An 18521-nucleotide genomic window follows, 5' to 3' on the forward strand; every position below is an offset into this window, starting at 1 on the left:
GTAACCCGATGAAATGGTTTTACGATCTGAAGATTTCCACCAAGCTGATTACCTCGTTTCTGGTGGTTCTGTTGTTGACCGCAGCCATGGGAGTTTTCGCGATTATCCAGCTTGGCCAGGTGAATCAGGCCGCCCAGGACATCAAGGAAAACTGGATGCCGTCCATGCGGGCTGCTTCGGGCATGCGCTTTTACGCAGCCAATTACCGGCTGAAGGAAAACCGTCATATTGCCGCTGATGCCGCTCCGGAAAAGGCCCAGATGGAGCAGGAAGCTGCTGAGGCGCGCAGCCAGTTTGAAACACGGCTGGCAACGTATGACAAGCTGATCATCAGCGATCAGGATCGTCAGATGTTCAGCGCCGTCAGTGCGTCATGGTCCGCTTACCTCAAAGTCAGCACTAATCTGTTCGAACTCTCCCGTCAGGGCCAGGAGACCGAGGCACGTGCATTGCTGCGAGGAGAGTCCAAACTGCACTTCGATGAAGTGACCAGCCAGTTGCAAAAAATGGTCGAACTTAACGACGTCGGCGCGACTGCCGCCGGAGACAAAGGCTCGCAACTGTACGAAACCGCCCGCATCTCGATCATCGTGGTACTGATTGCAGCCTTGTTGGTCGGTCTGGGGCTGGCGCTGTTCATCGCCCGGATCATTTCTCGCCCGCTCAAGGAAGCAGCGACCGCCGCCGAGCAGTTGGCAGAAGGCAACCTGAACGCCTACATCGGGCACGGCTCGAAAGACGAAACCGGCATGGTGCTCAACGCCATGCGCAACATGGTCGCCAAGCTGGCGCACATCATCGGCGAAGTGCGTAACGCCGCCGACAACCTGGCCAGCGCGTCGGAAGAAGTCAGCGCCACCGCGCAGTCGATGAGCCAGGCCACCAGCGAACAGGCTGCCAGCGTCGAAGAGACCAGCGCGTCGGTCGAACAGATGAGCGCCAGCATCAACCAGAACACCGAGAACGCCAAGGTCACCGACGGCATGGCCAGCAAGGCCGCCAAGGAAGCGACCGATGGTGGCGAATCGGTACAACAGACCGTCGTGGCGATGAAGAAAATCGCCCAGCGCATCAGCATCATTGACGACATCGCTTACCAGACCAACCTGCTCGCGCTCAACGCTGCTATCGAAGCAGCCCGCGCCGGTGAGCATGGCAAAGGCTTCGCAGTCGTGGCGGCTGAAGTGCGCAAGCTGGCCGAACGCAGCCAGGTTGCCGCCCAGGAAATCGGCGAGCTGTCTTCCAGCAGCGTGGAAATGGCCGAAAAAGCCGGCAAGCTGCTGGACGAGATGGTGCCGTCGATCAACAAGACCTCTGACCTGGTGCAGGAAATCAGCGCCGCCTCCGAAGAACAGGCAGCCGGCGTCGCACAGATCAATACCGCCATGACCCAGCTCAATCAGGTCACGCAGCAGAACGCATCGAGCAGCGAAGAGCTGGCCGCCACGGCGGAAGAAATGAGCAGTCAGGCCGAGCAACTGCAGCAATCGATGAGTTTCTTCACCCTCGACTCATCGCCGAGAGCGATGGCCCAAAGCAGCAGTATCGACAGCCACAGCAGCCCGACTCGCCAGCCGCCACGCCCTGTGCAGCAGGCGCCGCGCAAGGCCTTCGCGCATAACATGGCGAGCTCGCCGGACGAATCGGAATTCACTCGCTTCTGATCACCGGCTTCGATACCGATTCACAGGGAGAACGACATGGGCTCATTGGTCACGACTCGACAGACCGCAGCAGCGGTCGAAGAAGAGGCGCAGTACCTGACTTTCATGCTCGGTGGCGAGATGTTTGCCATCGGCATTCTGGGCATCAAGGAAATCATCGAATACGGCAGCCTGACCGTCGTGCCGATGATGCCCGCCTTCGTGCGCGGCGTGATCAACCTGCGCGGTGCAGTGGTGCCGGTGGTTGATCTATCGGCACGCTTCGGGCGGCAGAACTCGGACATCACCCGCCGCTCGTGCGTCATCATCATTGAGGCCAGCACCGAGGACGGTCAGCCGCAGGATATCGGGCTACTGGTCGACAACGTCTCTGCAGTGCTGGAAATACCCGCCTCGCAGATCGAACCGCCGCCCAATTTCGGCGCGCGGATTCGGGCTGACTTCATCAGTGGCATGGCCAAGGTCGACGGTAAATTCGTGATCGTGCTGGAAGTCGAAAAAGTGCTGTCCATCGATGAGATGTCCAGCCTGGCCGAAGCAGGTCAGGCACCTGCGCCCGACCTCGACGCACATTGAGGCCTTAGCATGCCTGACACAGCGTCGCTCACTGATCGCGAATTCGGCCAGTTCCAGTCCTGGCTGTATAGCGCGGCGGGCATCAAACTGACCCTGGCCAAGAAGGCACTGGTCGCAGGCCGCCTGTTCAAACGCCTCAAGCATTACGAGCTGGACAGCTACGGCGAGTATTTCAAGCTGATCATGACCGACCAGCGCAATGGCGAGCTGCAAATTGCGCTGGACCTGCTGACCACCAACGAGACGTACTTCTTCCGTGAGCCCAAGCACTTTGAGTTCCTGCGCCAGCAGGTGCTGCCGAAGGTGGTGCCGGGCAAGGTATTCAGGGTCTGGAGCGCTGCCAGTTCATCTGGCGAAGAGCCCTACAGCCTGGCAATGACGCTTGCGGAACAGCTAGGCAGCATGCCGTGGGAAGTGATCGGCTCAGACATCAGCACCCGTGTACTGAGCAAGGCTCGCAGCGGCCACTATCCGTTGGAACGCACCGAAACCCTGCCGCAACCTTTGCTGGTCAAATACTGTCTGAAAGGCATAGGACGCCAGGAGGGCACTTTCCTGATCGACAAATCGTTGCGCAGCCGGGTCAGCTTCGTGCAGGTCAATCTCAATGACACCCTCCCTGACCTGGGCGAGTTCGATGTGATTTTTCTGCGCAACGTGATGATTTATTTCGATCAGGAGACCAAAAGCAAGGTGGTGGCGCGGTTGATACCGCGTCTCAAACCCGGTGGCTATTTCATTATCAGCCACTCGGAAAGCCTCAACGGTGTGAACGACATGCTGAAAATGGTCTCCCCTTCGATATACCGCAAACCATGAACACGCCCGTCGGCGTTTCCGAAATAGTGCTGGCTCCCGGTGACGTGATCTTCGAGACCCGGCCTGCGCGCCTGCGCACTTTGTTGGGTTCATGTGTAGCAATCACGTTCTGGCACCCGTACCGGCATATTGGCGGTATGTGCCATTTCATGCTGCCGGGACGTATCCGCAAGCACCAGCCGCTGGATGGCAAATACGCTGACGAAGCGATGGAAATACTGATCCGCCATGCTCTGGCCAACGGCACCTTGCCCGCGGAGTATCAGGTCAAGTTGTTCGGCGGCGGCGAAATGTTCCCCACCCAGCGTCTCGATCCGCACATGCACAACGTCGCCGACCGCAACATTCACGCGGCGCTTGCGCTGGCCGGGCAACACCATCTACAACTGACCGCTCAGGACCTGGGCAGCACCGGGCATCGCAACATCATCTTCGACCTGTGGGACGGAAACGTATGGGTCAGGCACCAACCAATGGAAGCAATGGAAAAAGATGCCAAACAAAAAAATCAGCGTACTGCTGGTCGATGATTCGGCTGTAGTTCGTCAGGTACTCGTGGCGATTCTCAACGACACCCCCGATATACATGTCATGGGCGCGGCGTCAGACCCGATCTTCGCCATGAGCAAGCTGGCTCAGGAGTGGCCGGATGTCATCGTACTGGACGTCGAAATGCCGCGTATGGACGGCATCACCTTCCTCAAGAAAATCATGAGCGAGCGGCCGACACCGGTGGTGATCTGCTCGTCGCTGACTCAGAAAGGCGCGGAAACGTCGTTGCAGGCGCTGTCTGCCGGGGCGGTGGAAATCATCACCAAACCCACCACCGGCCTGAAGAACTTCCTGCTCGAATCAGCCAACGAACTGGTGGCCGCCATTCGAGCGGCGGCCAATTCCAATGTCAGAAACCTTGGCAAGCGTAGTGCCGCCCCGGTACTGAACCCCGCCAGCAAACTCACCGCTGATGCCATTCTTCCCGCCGCCAGCGGTCACTCCATGGCGCAGACCACCGAACGCATCGTCGCCATCGGCACCTCAACCGGCGGCACCCAGGCACTGGAAGCGGTACTGACCGCCCTGCCCCGCGTCTGCCCGGGCATGGTCATCGTCCAGCACATGCCGGAGAAATTCACCGCCTCATTCGCCGAACGCCTGAACAGCTTGAGCCAGATCGAAGTGCGCGAAGCCAGAAACAACGACCGCATCCTGCCCGGCCTGGCCCTGATCGCTCCCGGTGGCAAACACATGATGGTGACCCGCAGCGGCGCCTATTATCACGTGCAGGTCATCGACGGCCCGCTGGTCAACCGGCACCGCCCTTCGGTAGACGTGCTGTTTCGCTCGGTCGCCAAATTCGCCGGCAAAAACGCTACCGGCATCATCATGACCGGCATGGGCGACGACGGCGCACGCGGCCTCAAGGAGATGCTGGATGCCGGCAGCTCGACCGTGGCTCAGGATGAGGCCAGTTGCGTGGTGTTCGGCATGCCCAAGGAAGCGATCAAACTGAATGCTGCGCAGCGGATTGTTCCGCTGCAGGAGATTCACCAGGTGATTTTGCACAGGTGATGGACGATAAGTTGCTGTAGAGGGTCATTGAGCACGCGCATTAAAAGGCACGCTAAATGGATGCATTTCAAGATCACGCACACTCGCTAGCACACGTGTACTATTTCATTCTTTCACACACTCATTAATTATTATTGACGCGACCTGCAAGTCGCTTACTTACCAAACGGGTTTTAACTGACGTTAGATAAAGGTAATGAAACATGAATAAGTATGTGAGTGTTCGTGAACTCAGCGAAAACGAAATGTCGCAGATTGGCGGCGGCATGACCGTCGGCGAAGGCGTGGCAGCCATTGGCGTAGTGGCGGCTGCGACGGCGCTGGCACCGGTTACCGCTGTCGGCGCTGGCGCGATTCTGGTTGGCGTTGCCGCAGCCAGTGCGTTCGATGCCTATCAGACGATGGCGCAGTAACGGCTTCATATTGCTTGAGTGGCGCCATACGCCATCCACGCAGGACAGTGGAGACCCTTATGATTTCCGATCGTAAAGAACTGTTTGGAAAAACCATCAATTCGTCAGGACTGTTCTGGCTTGCAGCACTCTGCTTCTTGGTTGCAGCCAGTCTGGGACTTCCTGGGCATTACATTGGGCTCGCGGGCATGTTTGCCGCCGTGGCCACTGTTACCAAGTTCCAGCGTGACAATAGCAGGGATGATACCTCCTGCTCATAAAACGGCATGTTCTTGGCAAACAGTCTGTCAGGGTTGCCTGAGTCTCAAACCGCCTTCATCTATCGATCCGGCTGCAGAAATCATATGAAGCTAGCGTCTGGAGATTAAGTTGATAGTGGCCGAGGTTCAGGCAATCCTGCTTATAAACGTCCTGCGTAAAAAGCGTGCCCCCTACCCACATGGAGAGGTTTGACATGACTATTCGCAATCTGAAAACCACCGACATTTCAGTCGGTATACGCCAGACTCATGAACTCACAGACGCCGAGTTGCAGCGGGTCTGCGGTGGTGCCGATTTCACCATCATGCCGGTACCCGGCATTGGTGTGATCAAGCCTGATCCGGTCTGCCTCTATCCATTCCCTGACGTGCCTCCACCGTCAGACATTCGCGGGCCGTTCGTTGGCTGATGTTCTGTGCGCCCTGACCTGCGCCAAGGTCAGGGCACATTCACCCGTCTTTCGCGAACCGACAACAGGTTCAGGCGCAATTCCGAGGGGCGCAGCGGCTTGGACAGCACGGATACTTCCGCGCCGTGCATCGATTCCAGAACAATTTCCACCTCCCGCCCGGTGACGATAAGCGCCGGTACGTCCCAGCCACGGGCAGCCCGTATACGTTCGATGCAATCAAGGCCGTTGGCCGTCGTCCCCAGATCGTAATCGGCGACGATGATGTCGCAATCGGTAATCAGGCCCTCGGCGGAACGCGCGGTCTGGACTTCGCACCCCCATCGCTCCAGCAACGCGGCGGTCGCCATAAGCACGTTGTGGTCGTCTTCCACCAGACAGATCCTGACGCCTTTCAGCAGGCTGTCGCCCAATGGCTTTCTGCGCACAGGCTGCACCGGTGCACTCACCTCCTCCAGCCCATGGATGGTCACCGTGGTACCGCGGTCGACCCGCGAATCGATGGCAATCTGTACATTCAGAATCTGACTGAGCCGCTTGACGATGGACAACCCCAGCCCTACGCCTTCAACGTCCTTGTCACGCACGTGCCGAATCCGATAGAACTCGTCACAGACTTTGGGCAGATGCTCAGCCGCGATGCCGCGTCCCTGATCGTGCACGCTGATCGACAAGCCGCCGTTGTGGCGACGCACACCGATCAGCACCGGGTGCTCGGGGGCATATTTGAGTGCATTGGACAGAATGTTCTGCACCATCGTGGCCAGTAATGAGGTATCGACTCTGACCCAGCGCCGACACGGCCGGACTCTCAATTCGACGCCGGCCCATCGGGCAGCTGCCGTATTTTGCTGCGCGATTTCATTGAGCATGTCACCCAGATTGACCACGTCCGACTTGGCCGACACTTTGCCGCTGTCCAGCGTGTAGATATCCAGAATCGAGCGAAACAACTGCGAAACGTTGTGCAGGGAACGATCAATGTTGTCGACCAGTTGTCGCTCGTATTCGCCAAGCGGGCTGGCGCGCAGACACGCAGTGAACATGCCGATGGAGTGAATGGGCTGGCGCAGATCATGGCTCGCCTGGGCCAGAAAACGCTCTTTCTCACGGTTGGCAACGGTCGCCTGCTCTGACGCCTGCCGAGCCCGCACCAACAGAATGTGGGCGTAGCCAGGCACCAGAATCGTGACAGCAACCAGCATCAGCACCATGAACGGTTGCGCCTGCCAGTACGGCGTCAATTGATAGATGATCAATATCGCCAGCAGTGCCAGCGACGCGGCAATTGCCAGGTAACGCGAGCCGAAGCGCATGCCGTTACCCAGGGTCACCCAGACCATCACACTGAAAATAGGCAGCGTCGCCTCACCGCCCACGACCAGGCCGACGGAAATTCCGGTGTAGTCATGGACCATCCCGAGTACACGGCGTACCGGAAATACACCCGGGTAACTGATGATGTGCTGGCGCAGGATCAGGGAAACCACCAGAAAGCCCGCATAGTAGAGAATGATCGGCTGATACTTCGCCACGTCGAGCCCGGGAAGAAACCCCACCAGCGACACATAGGTGATCGCGCACGTTGCCACGATCAGCCTCAGCGTCGCCTGATCCAGTTCAGCGTTTTTCCGGTCTTTCATCACCGCACCTCGATTTACTGCGAACTCGTACCGCTCGACGAGCGGCCACCGGAGACTACCGCTTACATGCCGTTTATGATCGAGCGCGGTACAGGCGTGTGGCGTGCCATTTTGCGCGGCAACTTAATCCAACTTTACTGGCCACTATCATCTGACTGGCATCATACAAACCGACTTTTTCAGGGTGTCGCGCTAGCGCTCAAATAATGACTTTAAATGTGTATCACAGGCGATACAAATTGTTGCTATCAAGTATGATAAGCCGACTAAAAATTCGGAAGCAGAGGCATGGCGTGCAGAATCATAGTGGCTGACGACCACCCCTTATTTCGTGAAGGCATGTTGCGTACCATCGAACGTCTATTGCCAGAAGCCATCATTGAGCAAGCCGGCAATTTCAATGAAGTGCTGACGCTGGCGCGCTCCGGTGACGAAGTTGACACACTGATTCTCGACCTGCGCTTCCCTGGCCTGGAGTCGATGCACACCATCGCCGAACTGCGCAATGAGTTCCGACGCACCTCGATCATCGTGGTTTCGATGATCGATGATCCAGAGACAATCTCCCAGGTCATGTTGAATGGCGCTGATGGCTTTATCGGCAAGAACATCGACCCGCAGGAAATAACCGACTCCATCGTCGCCATTCGTCAGGGCGAAGTCGTCGTCAAGTACAAGTCTGAAGGCTCGATTTTCAACGAATCGGCCGTTAACGCACTAAGCCCCCTGACTGCCCGTCAGAAACAAGTGCTTAGCCTGGTGGCCGCCGGTAAAACCAACAAGGAGATTGCCAAGGATCTGGGTATATCGCCGTTCACTGTGCGTATACACGTGTCCAGTCTGCTCAAGGTGCTGGGAGTGTCCACTCGATCGGCCGCCGCAGCGCAATTCTCCAGCCTGGCGATCAAGTAACTGCTTGAAAAACGTTCAGTCTCCGATGTTCAGACTGCCAAGGTCAGAGGCCAGTTGCAGCTTGGCGTTATGCCAGTTGACCAACGATTCCACGCGCTTTTGCGTCGCTGAAGCCAAGTCATTCTGAGAGCGCAGAAGCTCCAGAATACTGCCTACACCCGCTTTGTAACGACCCTGGGCAATTTCATAAGACTTGCTCGCACTCTCAACAAACAGACGACTGATGGCCAGTGCGCGGGTTCTGGATTCCAGCGCCTGCTGACTCTTCCAGACGCTCAGCGCAATACTGTTTTCAACCTCATGCAACGCCTGTTCGCGAGCAGCACTTTCGTAACTGGCAGCCCTCGCCCTGCGCCGATTGAGAAAGCCATCGAAAATCGGCACCGTGATTTGCACGCCGATTGTCCAGGTGTCTATCTCCTGCCGGGTGGAAACCTGCTCGACGGGCGTGTCCTGACGACTGTAGTTGCTGAACAGCGAGACGGTAGGTCGGCCCTGGGCTTTCGCTGCCTCAACTTTTGCCTGACTCGCCGCCCAGTCTGCGCGGGCTTTTTCTATGGCCGGATGTAACGCCTTGGCCTGCTCCATCAGCGCATTGACGTCGCCCAGAAACGCCACGTCTTCGCTGCCCGGTTCATCCAGCGCAACCAGTTTGAGCGGGGCAGCAGGCGATAACCCGAGCTGGCTGGCCAATTCGCCTCTCGCCGCGGCCAGGTCACCTTCCGCCATTACCCGATCCAGCTGCGCTTCGGCAAAACTGGATTGCGCCTGCAGACGATCCGTCTGCTCGCCGGCGCCAGCACGGTATTTCGCGTCAGCAGCTTTCAAGCTGTTGTCGGCAAGACGTTCAGCACTGACTTTGGCCTGCAACAAAGCGGTGTTGGCCTGCACCTGGTAAAAGACCCTGGCGGTGGCAAGCATCGACTTCTGCACTTCTTCAATGCGGCTGCTACTGGCGGCGTTTAATAACTGGCGGGCACTTTCGACTTTTGCGGCGCGAAGCCCGAAGTCGAAGAGCACCCAGCTCATGTTCAGGCCATAGATGCTGGTACTGGCGTTCAGCCTTGAATTGGCTTCGGAGAAACCCGGATAACGCGTGGTCTTGCCGGCCCGACCTTTTTGAAACTGCCCTTCCACGTTCGGGTAGTAGGCCGAGTGCTCAGCGTCCATTTCCGCCTGACGCGCCAGCTCGGTCAGCCACGCTTCACTTAGCTTGGGATCGGCACATAACGCGACAGACACCGCCGTTGCGAGGTTCAGGGTATCGGGCAGCCGACTGGAACCAGGGCAAGCCTCCACGCGGTTATCCGCCATGCACAGCGACGCCAGCAACATACCGGCGGCACTCAACAAAGCCCACCCGCCGACACCGCGCATCACGGCTCGGAACCCCGAGCTGAAGGCTCTTCGAGCACAGGGCCGTCGTAGGCAATTCGACCATTGGCAAGCGCCACGACCCGATCCGCCGAGCGAATGGTTTCTGGTCGGTGGGCAACAATGATCCGGGTGATATTCAACGCCTGAAGCGCCTGATTGACCGCCGCTTCGCGAGCAATGTCCAGATGGCTGGTCGCTTCATCGAGAAACAGCAACTGCGGTTTTTTATACAGCGCCCGGGCCAGCAATACCCGCTGCTTCTGGCCGCCGGACAATACCGTGCCCATGTCGCCCACCAGCGTGTTGTAGCCCATCGGCATCTGAGCAATATCATCGTGGACAGCGGCCAGCCGTGCGCACTGCTCGATCCAGTGCTGATCGGCACCGGTCTCGAAAAAACTGATGTTGTCGCCAATCGACCCGGCGAACAGCACGTCATCCTGAAGTACCGTGCCGGTCAGGCGCCGCAACGTGTTGACATGCTCAGGCCCGACCGGCAGTCCATTCAGCAGGACACTGCCAGCGCTGGGGGCCAGGATGCCGAGCATGACGTTGAGCAAAGTGCTTTTGCCGCCGCCCGATGGACCGACGATAGCAACCGACTCGCCAGCGCTGACATGGATCGACACACCGTCCAGCACGTAAGGTTCATACTCGGAATAGCGAAAGCGCAGATCACGCACTTCAAGGCTGGGCGCTTTCTCACTGCTGGCGTCATCGAATGCATCAAGGCCAGAAAACGGCTCGGCCTCCTGCAGCACAATGTCGGCCAGGCGTTCGCCATGCAGGCGCAGCATGATGACGTCAACGATCTTGTCGATCAGCCCGGCGACGCGGCCGTTGAACTGCTCTTTGTACGAGTTGAATGCAATCAGCATCCCGGCACTGAACTGCCCTTCCAGCACCAGCCTGGCGCCCAGCCAGATGACAATGATCGTCACCAGCCCGAACAGAACGCCGTTGAAGGTCCGATAGGCCAGTTGCAGTTTCTGGGGATGCAGACCGGCGTTGATTTCTTCCACCAGCAAGGCACTCCAGGCGTTGCAGCGCTGCTCGTGGCGATTGAACAGCTTGATGGTGCGCACGCCGCGCACGCTTTCCAGAAAGTGCGATTGTTGACGAGCCGCATGGACCAGTTGATTCTCGCTGGCTCGCCGCAACGGCCCAAACCAGACCCAGCGCGCCAGGGCATAAATCACCATCGCCACCACGGCGACGAGCGCCAGCTTCGGGCTGTAAGCAATCATCAGTCCGAGCGTGATGACGGTCATCAGTCCGTCGAGCATCGCCTCAATGAACGAAGTGGTGACCGTCTGCTGGATCGACTTCAGAGAGCCGAAGCGCGAGACGATATCGCCCAGATGGCGGCGCTCGAAAAACGCCACCGGCAAACGCAGCAGATGAGTGAACACGTTAATCTGCCACTGTGAACCGAGCATCGTACCCAGGTACATCAGCGCCCACCCGCGGGCCAGCGCAACACTGTGCTGAATGATCAACAGAATGCCGAAACCGATGGCCAGCACCGCCAGCAGATCCAGATCGGCACTGACCAGCACCTTATCGATCACGGTCTGCATGAAGAACGGACTGAGAATGGTGCACAGCTCCAGCGCCAGCGCCAACAGCAGCACGTGGGTGAGCACCCGGCCAAATCCGCGTACTCGCCCCAGCAGTTTGCGCAACGGAATGGGCGGCCGGGCAGCGACCGGCTGGAAGTCACTCTCCGGCCACATCTCCAACGCCACGCCGGTAAAAGCCGCCGACACCTCATCCAGCGACAGCTTGCACAGGCCACGCGCTGGGTCATGTACCACTAAGCCGTGCGCAGTGACCTCCTTGAGCACCACAAAATGGTTGAAGTTCCAGTGCAGCACGCAAGGCAGTTGCAGTTGACCCAGCGCACTCAATTCGACGCGCAGTGCCCGGCTGCCCAGCCCGAGTTGCGCGGCCATGCGGGTCAGCTGCTTGAGGTTGACGCCTTTCATCGACGGCGAAAGACGTTCACGCAGAGAAAAAAGGTCGCTGTGTTGTCCGTGGTAACTGGCGATCATGGCCATGCACGCCAGGCCACACTCAGTGGCTTCGGCCTGCAGCACCACCGGCAGTTTTCTTCCAACCCCGAAAGTGAACGCATTTTTGAGGTTCAAAGGCGCTTTCCTATTCCGCGCAAAGGCTCGAGCAGCCACTCATAGAGCGGTAGCTTTTCCTGCATGATGTCGGCGTCCAGCTGCATACCGGAGCGCAAACGCTCGCGTTTGCCCTGACCCTCGATGGTTTGAGACGCCAGCGCGACCGTGACCCGATAGAAAGGGCCCTGCTCGCGCATCTGTTCGGAGACATTGCCCAGCGTCATGACTTCATCAGCGGGCAATGCGGTACGGGAAATTGACGACACGGTGCCCGGCTGCAGGCCGAAGCGCTGATAGGGATAGGCCTGGTAACTCAACATCACGGTATCGCCCACGCGGACAAAGCCTACCGAGCGACTGGGCAGATACAACTCCGCATGAAGTGTTGCATCGGCGGGCACGATGCTCAGCAGCGGCCGCGCACTGTCGACCCGTGAACCGTTGGCGACCGAGAGGGCGGTTGCCTCACCGTCGGTTGGCGCAGTGATCAGAATCTCCCGCTTGGTCTCACTTTCGACCAGTTGGTCCTGACTCTCGGCCAGCCTGCGTTGCAGGTCAGCCAGTTGCTTGCTCTGGTTGAAGGGTAGCTCGACCAGCTCAGCGCGCAGCCTGGTGCTTTCGGCGCGCACGGTCAGCAGCGAGCGATTCAGTTCTTCACCGCGCAAGCGCATGTCCAGCACGGCGTCTTCTTTTTCCTGAAGCTGATCACGCGATACGTAATCCTGGCGTTGCAGGTTGGCGTAGCGTTCGGCAATCCCTTTGGTCAACGCCAGCCGCTGACGCGCCAGGTCGATTTGCGCGAGTATTTTCTGCTGCTCGGTTTCCAGCGCTTCGACCTGACGTTTTTTGCCCTCCAGCTCCTGCTGATGCAAGGCCAGGGTCTCGTCGATCTCCTGAGTCAGGCTTTCCTGGCGGCGTTTGATCGACAGGCTGATCGCCCGTTGCGCACCGCCCGCTTCGCCGTTTTGCGTATCACTGGACAACGCCATCAACACGGCTTCGGCATTCACCGGCTGTCCTTCGGTGATACGCAGATGGTTAACCACACCGGCTTGTGGCGCATAAATCCTGATCAGGCCTGTTTCAGGCAGCAGCACACCGCTTGCAGCAGTACGTTTGGTGTAGGTAGCGAAGGTCAGAAACAGGCCCATGCAGATGCAGAACAGCAGCGCGACGGCGGCTGCAAGGCGCATCGACACCGGGCTGACCAACAAGACCGTACCCAGCGTACTGCGCTTTTGTGCGTCGAGCGCTTCAGGTCGAAAGAGCATGAATGTACGTCGCGTCAATCATCAGGAATGCGCCATAAAAACCATAAAGGCTCAATAGTGTTTCAGTAGCGGGCGAATAGAGGCCTGACAGAGTCATGCAGCCGCCACGTGAGTAACGGACAAAACATTCATGGGCCGGCTGACGTTTAGAGTGTTTAAAGCGCGGAGTATTAAAGCGTTAGCGACCGCCCCTCTCAATAGCACATATGAACTAATAGCCAAAAGACACAGCCCCATATAGCTCATGTGTACTATTGCGACTCGAGTCAGGGGATGATTTTAATAACGCTGTCTGCCGTAGGTCGTTGCTACGAAAGACTTAACGTTTAAATGACCCGTTCAGAGGAAACGACGCCATGACTCAAGCAATTAACCCAAAGAAAACACACGACGCGCTTCGTACCGGTCAGGACGTCCGACTGTTGAATGAAGCAGAGCTGGACCAAGTGGGTGGTGGTATTGAGTTCAGTGCTTTTGGTTATACCTTCGCGGGTGGCGAGTCATTTGCCCCCGGCCATAACTACGCATCGATCACCAACTCGCGCGGCATTCCAATCTACTACACCACCTGGCAGAGCTGATAAAGCCACCTCACATGGACTACAGGACCCGGACTCCCTCCGGGTTCCGTACTCCCGAACATCAAAAGCCCGCTGTACAGCGCGCCGACATTGTCACCCCTCTTCTCTTATCTAAATCACTGTACCGCCCTCGACGCGCTGAACACCTGACGTGCCTCTCAGCCGTACTGGACTGACCAGGAAAACGCGATGTCGATTCTCTCCCGATGCAGAGACCTGGAAATGATCCAGGCCCTGTTGCGCATGGCCGTTATTGCCACCTCTGCACTTTACGCGTTGATCATGCACGCACTGGACAACATGCCCGGCAGCCGAATGTGGGTCATTCTCGGCTATTGCCTGGGCTTTGCCGTCGTTGGTGTCGGTCTGATCTGGCGTATTGCAGTACGACCCGGTGTGTCTACCCGGCGCAGAATGTTCGCGCTGATCGTCGATAACATGGCCGGAATCGTCACTATCACCGTGGGTGGCGAACCGATGCTGCCGGTTTATTCGGTGATGCTCAGCATGACGGTGGGTTATGGCATGCGCTACGGGCGCAATTACCTGTTGCTGGCGACCGGCCTTGCCTTGGCGTCGTTATGCCTGATCATCCAGCTCACGCCCTTCCTGCAGGAGCATCCCGCCGTTGCGATGATGATGATCCTGACGATGCTGGTGCTGCCGTCGTTCGTTTACTTCTTGCTCTCGCGGCTGCACATCGCGCTGAATGAAACCCAGGCGGCCAATGAGGCGAAATCACGGTTTCTCGCCCAGGCCAGCCATGACCTGAGGCAACCCATTCACTCCATCAGCCTGTTCACGGCCTGCCTGCGCGATGCTTCGCTGGGCGCAGACGAGCGCCGCCTGGTCGAAAATATTGACCGGGCCCTCAGCGCGGTAGAGCAGCTTTTCCGCTCGTTGCTGGATATCTACACCCTCAATCAGGGAGAAGTGAATCCACGCCTCGAGACGATTGATGTCGACGCATTAATCAATGGCCTGGTCAGCCAGAACAGTGAAGCAGCCAATTGGGCCGGGGTCGAAATTCGCGTGCGACCGTGCCGACAGCATACATGCAGCGACCCTGCGCTGCTGCGCACCCTGCTGCAAAACCTGATCTCAAACGCCTTCAAATACGCCCCCGGCAAGCCCTTGCTTATTGCCGGCCGACGCCGCAATGGGGCGTTGGACATCGGCGTCTACGACAGGGGCCGCGGCATTTCGGAAAAGCATCTTCCGCATCTGTGCAACGAGTTTTATCGTGTCCGCGAAGAGCGTGATCAGGATATCGAGGGCGTAGGGCTCGGGCTAAGTATCGTCAAACGCATCGCCGATCTGCTGAAGCTGCACATCCGGATTGGTTCACGCCTGAATAAAGGCACTGTGGTCGTTATCAGCGGACTACCGATTGTGGCGGCACGGCAAGTTGCGCCCGTCCCGGACATCGACTGGAACAAACGCCTGTTGGGGGGTTTACGTGTTCTGCTGATCGAAGACAATTACAACGTGCTGCAGGCCACCGCGATGCTGCTGCGTAAATGGGGCTGCGACGTCCAGACCGCTTCCGCCATCCCTCAGGCGGGCGTCGATTGCGATCTGGTGGTGACCGACTTCGATCTTGACCGAAGCGCCACCGGTGCCGACTACATCAGCCACCTGAGCGAATTGCATGGCCGCCGGATACCTGCAATCGTCATCACCGGCCACGAGATTCAGCACGTTCAGCAATCGCTGAATGACCCGCAGATACCGGTGCTGTCCAAACCCGTGCGGCCTGCGGAACTGCGTTCACTGCTCATAAGCTTCAAGATGGACTTGATGCAAACGACGAGTCGTGGAGCGGCGTCGCTTACCGGGTCTTGAGTGCGATAATCAACTAATTAGTAGGCACGTGAGTGCGAGTAAAACGGCGTTAAATACTGCGCTAGTACACCTGTACTATAGTGAACACTTACACCGTTAGCCTAAGCTGAGAAAGAAACAACTTCAGCATATTCAGACGCTGCGAAGCCTGTCACCGCAAGGCTTTTTCGCACGTTTCTGTCTGTCTATAAAAACCTTACAACTGATTTACCTTCAGGGGCATTCGGCATGGGCAATTATTATTCACTGGCGCGGCTAAAAGGTTTAGCGGTTGCGATGACAGTCATGGCCACTTTGACGGCCTGCTCGACGGGAGGCAGTAATCCTCTTGGTGGGCTGGATGCGTTGACGGGTGAGCCTAAGTTTGAGCCTGACTATATAAAAGCCAATATCATTCCCAAAAAATCGACCAAATCTCAAATCCGGGCGAAATTTGGCGCTCCGACTTCGGCGGAGGATGATGTAGGCGACAACTCCGCACAGTGGTGGTACGAGCGCGGCGAATCAGGCGTGGCGATGCTAAAGAAAATGGCCTACAAGTACAGTTACAAGTACGGCAGCGGAACGTCGGGCTCAGCATTGGCGCAGGCAGATGGTCACTTGGGAGATGCCGAAGATGTGATGGATGACGTCAGCACCGTCACAGGAACGAAAAGTACGGGTATGAAAAAGGTGATCAAAAAGATAGTCATACACTTCAACGGCGAGACGGTCGACCGGTTCTACACATACTGACCGCTCAGCAAAAGGTTTGAAGCCGGTAATACTGCGATTACCGGCGCTCAACGTTTACTTTTGAAGCGTAAACTCAGCCTTGTCAAAAGACAGCCAGCAGGAGTCATTGTCGGTCCATTTCGACTCGCTGGTGCCGAGAACACCCTTCATCACAATCTTGTCGCCTTTCTTCAAACCGCTGATCTTCTTCTTGTTCACCAGCAGATCATCGCGGGTCAACCCTTGGCCGGTGCATTTGGGGTTCTTGGGGTCAGTGAAGATGATCGCAATCTGATTCTGACCGATGACCGTTCCGGTTTTGGTAATACGCTGCACAACACCAGGGATGATCAATGTGTGGGCGTCCCATTTTTCCTTGGCAGTGACTTCATTCGTTTCCCAATCATTCCAGATTTCAGTCAATGTCGTCTGTTTGGCCTCTGTCAGCCCTCGGAGATCCCCACTCAACAAGTCCCCGGTCTGGTCAAAGATCCCGTTTGTCACCGACATGGCCTGATCAAGCCCCGCGCATCCTGACAATGCCAGAACTAACGGAAACAAGGCTGCACTTTTCATTCACACACTCCGCCGACGGTTGGGTACATGATTTACCCAGGCATCAATTATTTAAATAAACACTGCACATAACTTCGCACGCGACTCTATCTACGACGTGAGGACGCCTCAATAGTACAGATGCGCTATAACGCACACTGCGCCTGCCCCTGGAAGCGAACTGTTGAGCTTTTATTTCATCAACGCTAAAACCTGAACAGCCTGCCAGGCTGGCTCCGCCAAGTGACAGGCTCCATAACATCACTCGCAAACAGCAGCGTTGTGAGCGTGTCTTCAGGATCAAAACCTGTAGGTCGCCCCGACGCCGAACAAGCTCGCATGGCTTTTGTACGTCGCGCTGTAGCTGCCCAGCGCGTTGGCGCGGCTGACATCGACACTCTCTTCCTGAAGATAGGAGTAAGCGACATCAAGGGTCAGTTGCGGTGTGACGTCATAACCCGCTCCTACACTGAATATCTGGCGATCGCCTGTCGGTGTGCGTGGCGAACGTCCGGTGTTACTGGTCGGCGACTGATCGAACATCAAGCCAGCTCGCAACACCCACTGCGGATCTAATCGGTACGCAGTGCCAACTGCATAGGCCCATGTATCGTGCCAGTTCAAGCCTTCCTGAATGGAGCCGGTCAGTGCCGAGGCCAGCGAGCCACCTTGCGCAGCGGAAACCGGCTGATTGCGCAGACTCAAATCCTGCATGCTGCTCCAGCCGGTCCAGGTCGCACTGGTGTAAAGGGTCCAGGCGTCACTCAGCGCGTGAGTGACTGAAAGATCATAGGACTCCGGGGTGGCCACTTTCAACGTGCAGTCATAGCGGTTGCTCGCGAGCAACTGCGGTGGCGTTCCTGCGCCGGTGGAAACTTGCGTGTGGCAGCCCAGTTTGTAATCGACCTTGGAATGGTAGGTCAGGCCTACGCGGGTGGAGTCGGTTGCATTGAATAACACGCCGATATTGAAGCCCACGGCAGTGTCATCACCTGAAACTTTCACCCGGGTGTCAGCAATGGCCGGATTGAGCGTGATATCTGACTCCAGCGTCCCGGCAATTCGATTGAAAGTAGGACCGAAGCCAATCGACAGCCTTTCATTGAAGGCGTAGCTGACGGTGGGTTGCACTGTCACCACCTTGATATCGCTTTTGCTGGCAAACATCCGGCCTTGAAAACCGTTTTCATAGTCGGTGGACAAACCAAAGGGTGCATAGAGCCCCAATCCAAACGCCCAGCGCTCATCGATTTTCTGCGTATAAAACCCGAATGGAACCGAGCTGAAAGGCACCATATCGCCGTCGTTGCTGCCCCGTGAGCGACCGGCGGCATGACTGATATCGGTGGATGCGTCAATGAACGTGACACCGGCAGTGATTTGGCTATCGTCCAGCCGCGCCATACCCGCCGGGTTGCCGTACACCGTGCTGGCGTCCTCGGCCATCGACGCACGGCCGGCCTGACCGCTGCCCATGCCGGCGATGCTCTGCTCGGTACGGGCAAAACCGCCAGCAAGAAGATGAGAGGAGGCAAATACAGCGGCGAGGCCAAGTGTGGTCTTCAACAAGGTCATTTTTAGTCTACGGCCATCGTGATTTTCAATTTGCCGAAGAAAAACCCTCGGCAAACGCATGATTAAAAGAGCACGAAAGAAACGCGCCACTCCAGACACCCCGCCCGCAGTCCGACAAAAGCGGGGCTGCGCACCGTCCAACTAACAACGCATTACACTGAACTAACCCTCCCTGTAAGCGCGTTTACTTTTCATCGAGCCTGCT

18 protein-coding genes are annotated in these 18521 nt (G+C 57.4%); 12 read left to right on the forward strand and 6 right to left on the reverse strand.

Going from position 1 to position 18521, the window contains the following annotated elements; translation table 11 throughout:
- Nucleotides 1-8: 8 nt before the first annotated feature.
- From I9H07_RS20030 to I9H07_RS20065, 8 genes are all read left to right on the forward strand, one after another.
- Complete coding sequence (locus I9H07_RS20030; protein ID WP_024672996.1) at nucleotides 9-1664, forward strand: methyl-accepting chemotaxis protein; 1656 nt, start codon at nucleotides 9-11, stop codon at nucleotides 1662-1664.
- A 36-nt stretch (nucleotides 1665-1700) separates the two neighbouring features.
- Nucleotides 1701-2240, forward strand: a complete 540-nt coding sequence (locus tag I9H07_RS20035) for a chemotaxis protein CheW (RefSeq protein WP_024672995.1) — start codon at nucleotides 1701-1703, stop codon at nucleotides 2238-2240.
- 9 nt (nucleotides 2241-2249) lie between these two features.
- Nucleotides 2250-3059 carry a CheR family methyltransferase gene (locus I9H07_RS20040; protein WP_058393084.1) on the forward strand — a complete coding sequence of 270 codons (810 nt, stop codon included), beginning with the start codon at nucleotides 2250-2252 and terminating at the stop codon, nucleotides 3057-3059.
- A complete protein-coding gene (gene cheD / locus I9H07_RS20045) occupies nucleotides 3056-3589 on the forward strand; it encodes a chemoreceptor glutamine deamidase CheD (protein WP_058393083.1) in 534 nt (177 codons plus the stop codon). Before I9H07_RS20040 ends, cheD begins: the two co-directional genes overlap by 4 nt.
- Nucleotides 3552-4628 carry a protein-glutamate methylesterase/protein-glutamine glutaminase gene (locus I9H07_RS20050; protein ID WP_024672992.1) on the forward strand — a complete coding sequence of 359 codons (1077 nt, stop codon included), beginning with the start codon at nucleotides 3552-3554 and terminating at the stop codon, nucleotides 4626-4628. The genes cheD and I9H07_RS20050 overlap by 38 nt, the downstream gene beginning before the upstream one ends.
- 203 nt (nucleotides 4629-4831) lie before the next feature.
- A complete protein-coding gene (locus I9H07_RS20055; protein ID WP_024672991.1) occupies nucleotides 4832-5041 on the forward strand; it encodes a hypothetical protein in 210 nt (69 codons plus the stop codon).
- A gap of 59 nt (nucleotides 5042-5100) precedes the next feature.
- On the forward strand, nucleotides 5101-5301 hold the full coding sequence (locus I9H07_RS20060) for a hypothetical protein (RefSeq protein ID WP_236425692.1): 201 nt from the start codon (nucleotides 5101-5103) through the stop codon (nucleotides 5299-5301).
- Nucleotides 5302-5495: 194 nt separating this feature from the next.
- Nucleotides 5496-5711 carry a hypothetical protein gene (locus I9H07_RS20065; RefSeq protein ID WP_236425693.1) on the forward strand — a complete coding sequence of 72 codons (216 nt, stop codon included), beginning with the start codon at nucleotides 5496-5498 and terminating at the stop codon, nucleotides 5709-5711.
- A 29-nt stretch (nucleotides 5712-5740) separates the two neighbouring features.
- Here I9H07_RS20065 and I9H07_RS20070 read toward each other — a convergent pair whose 3' ends face one another.
- Nucleotides 5741-7354, reverse strand: a complete 1614-nt coding sequence (locus I9H07_RS20070) for an ATP-binding response regulator (RefSeq protein WP_236425694.1) — start codon at nucleotides 7352-7354, stop codon at nucleotides 5741-5743.
- 288 nt (nucleotides 7355-7642) lie between these two features.
- Here I9H07_RS20070 and I9H07_RS20075 point away from each other — a divergent pair, with 288 nt between their 5' ends.
- Nucleotides 7643-8266, forward strand: coding sequence for a response regulator (locus I9H07_RS20075; RefSeq protein WP_024672987.1), 624 nt, complete (start codon nucleotides 7643-7645; stop codon nucleotides 8264-8266).
- A 15-nt stretch (nucleotides 8267-8281) separates the two neighbouring features.
- Here the strand turns inward: I9H07_RS20075 and I9H07_RS20080 are convergent, their stop codons facing one another.
- From I9H07_RS20080 to I9H07_RS20090, 3 genes are read right to left on the reverse strand one after another with little or no spacing between them, the layout of a single operon-like run.
- On the reverse strand, nucleotides 8282-9643 hold the full coding sequence (locus I9H07_RS20080) for a TolC family protein (protein WP_032606213.1): 1362 nt from the start codon (nucleotides 9641-9643) through the stop codon (nucleotides 8282-8284).
- Entirely contained in the window at nucleotides 9643-11793 is a 2151-nt protein-coding gene (locus I9H07_RS20085) for a peptidase domain-containing ABC transporter (protein WP_058393080.1), read from the reverse strand. The genes I9H07_RS20080 and I9H07_RS20085 overlap by 1 nt, the downstream gene beginning before the upstream one ends.
- Complete coding sequence (locus I9H07_RS20090; protein WP_024672984.1) at nucleotides 11790-13046, reverse strand: HlyD family secretion protein; 1257 nt, start codon at nucleotides 13044-13046, stop codon at nucleotides 11790-11792. The genes I9H07_RS20085 and I9H07_RS20090 overlap by 4 nt, the downstream gene beginning before the upstream one ends.
- A 356-nt stretch (nucleotides 13047-13402) precedes the next feature.
- On the opposite strand from I9H07_RS20090, the gene I9H07_RS20095 reads away from it, so the two are divergent.
- The 3 genes from I9H07_RS20095 to I9H07_RS20105 all read left to right on the forward strand — a co-directional run bounded on the left by I9H07_RS20095 (nucleotide 13403) and on the right by I9H07_RS20105 (nucleotide 16207).
- Nucleotides 13403-13627, forward strand: coding sequence for a hypothetical protein (locus I9H07_RS20095; protein ID WP_024672983.1), 225 nt, complete (start codon nucleotides 13403-13405; stop codon nucleotides 13625-13627).
- Between the two features lie 222 nt (nucleotides 13628-13849).
- Nucleotides 13850-15472 (forward strand): ATP-binding response regulator, encoded by a 1623-nt coding sequence (locus I9H07_RS20100; protein WP_236425549.1) that lies wholly within the window; start codon nucleotides 13850-13852, stop codon nucleotides 15470-15472.
- Between the two features lie 228 nt (nucleotides 15473-15700).
- Nucleotides 15701-16207, forward strand: a complete 507-nt coding sequence (locus I9H07_RS20105) for a hypothetical protein (protein WP_024672981.1) — start codon at nucleotides 15701-15703, stop codon at nucleotides 16205-16207.
- A 54-nt stretch (nucleotides 16208-16261) separates the two neighbouring features.
- Here I9H07_RS20105 and I9H07_RS20110 read toward each other — a convergent pair whose 3' ends face one another.
- Together I9H07_RS20110 and I9H07_RS20115 are read right to left on the reverse strand one after the other, a co-directional pair.
- On the reverse strand, nucleotides 16262-16762 hold the full coding sequence (locus I9H07_RS20110) for a hypothetical protein (RefSeq protein ID WP_236425547.1): 501 nt from the start codon (nucleotides 16760-16762) through the stop codon (nucleotides 16262-16264).
- Between the two features lie 279 nt (nucleotides 16763-17041).
- Nucleotides 17042-18310, reverse strand: coding sequence for an OmpP1/FadL family transporter (locus I9H07_RS20115; protein ID WP_058824472.1), 1269 nt, complete (start codon nucleotides 18308-18310; stop codon nucleotides 17042-17044).
- Between the last annotated feature and the right edge of the window lie 211 nt (nucleotides 18311-18521).

Origin of the sequence: Pseudomonas syringae, assembly GCF_023278085.1 — a bacterium.
GTDB lineage: Bacteria > Pseudomonadota > Gammaproteobacteria > Pseudomonadales > Pseudomonadaceae > Aquipseudomonas > Aquipseudomonas syringae_Q.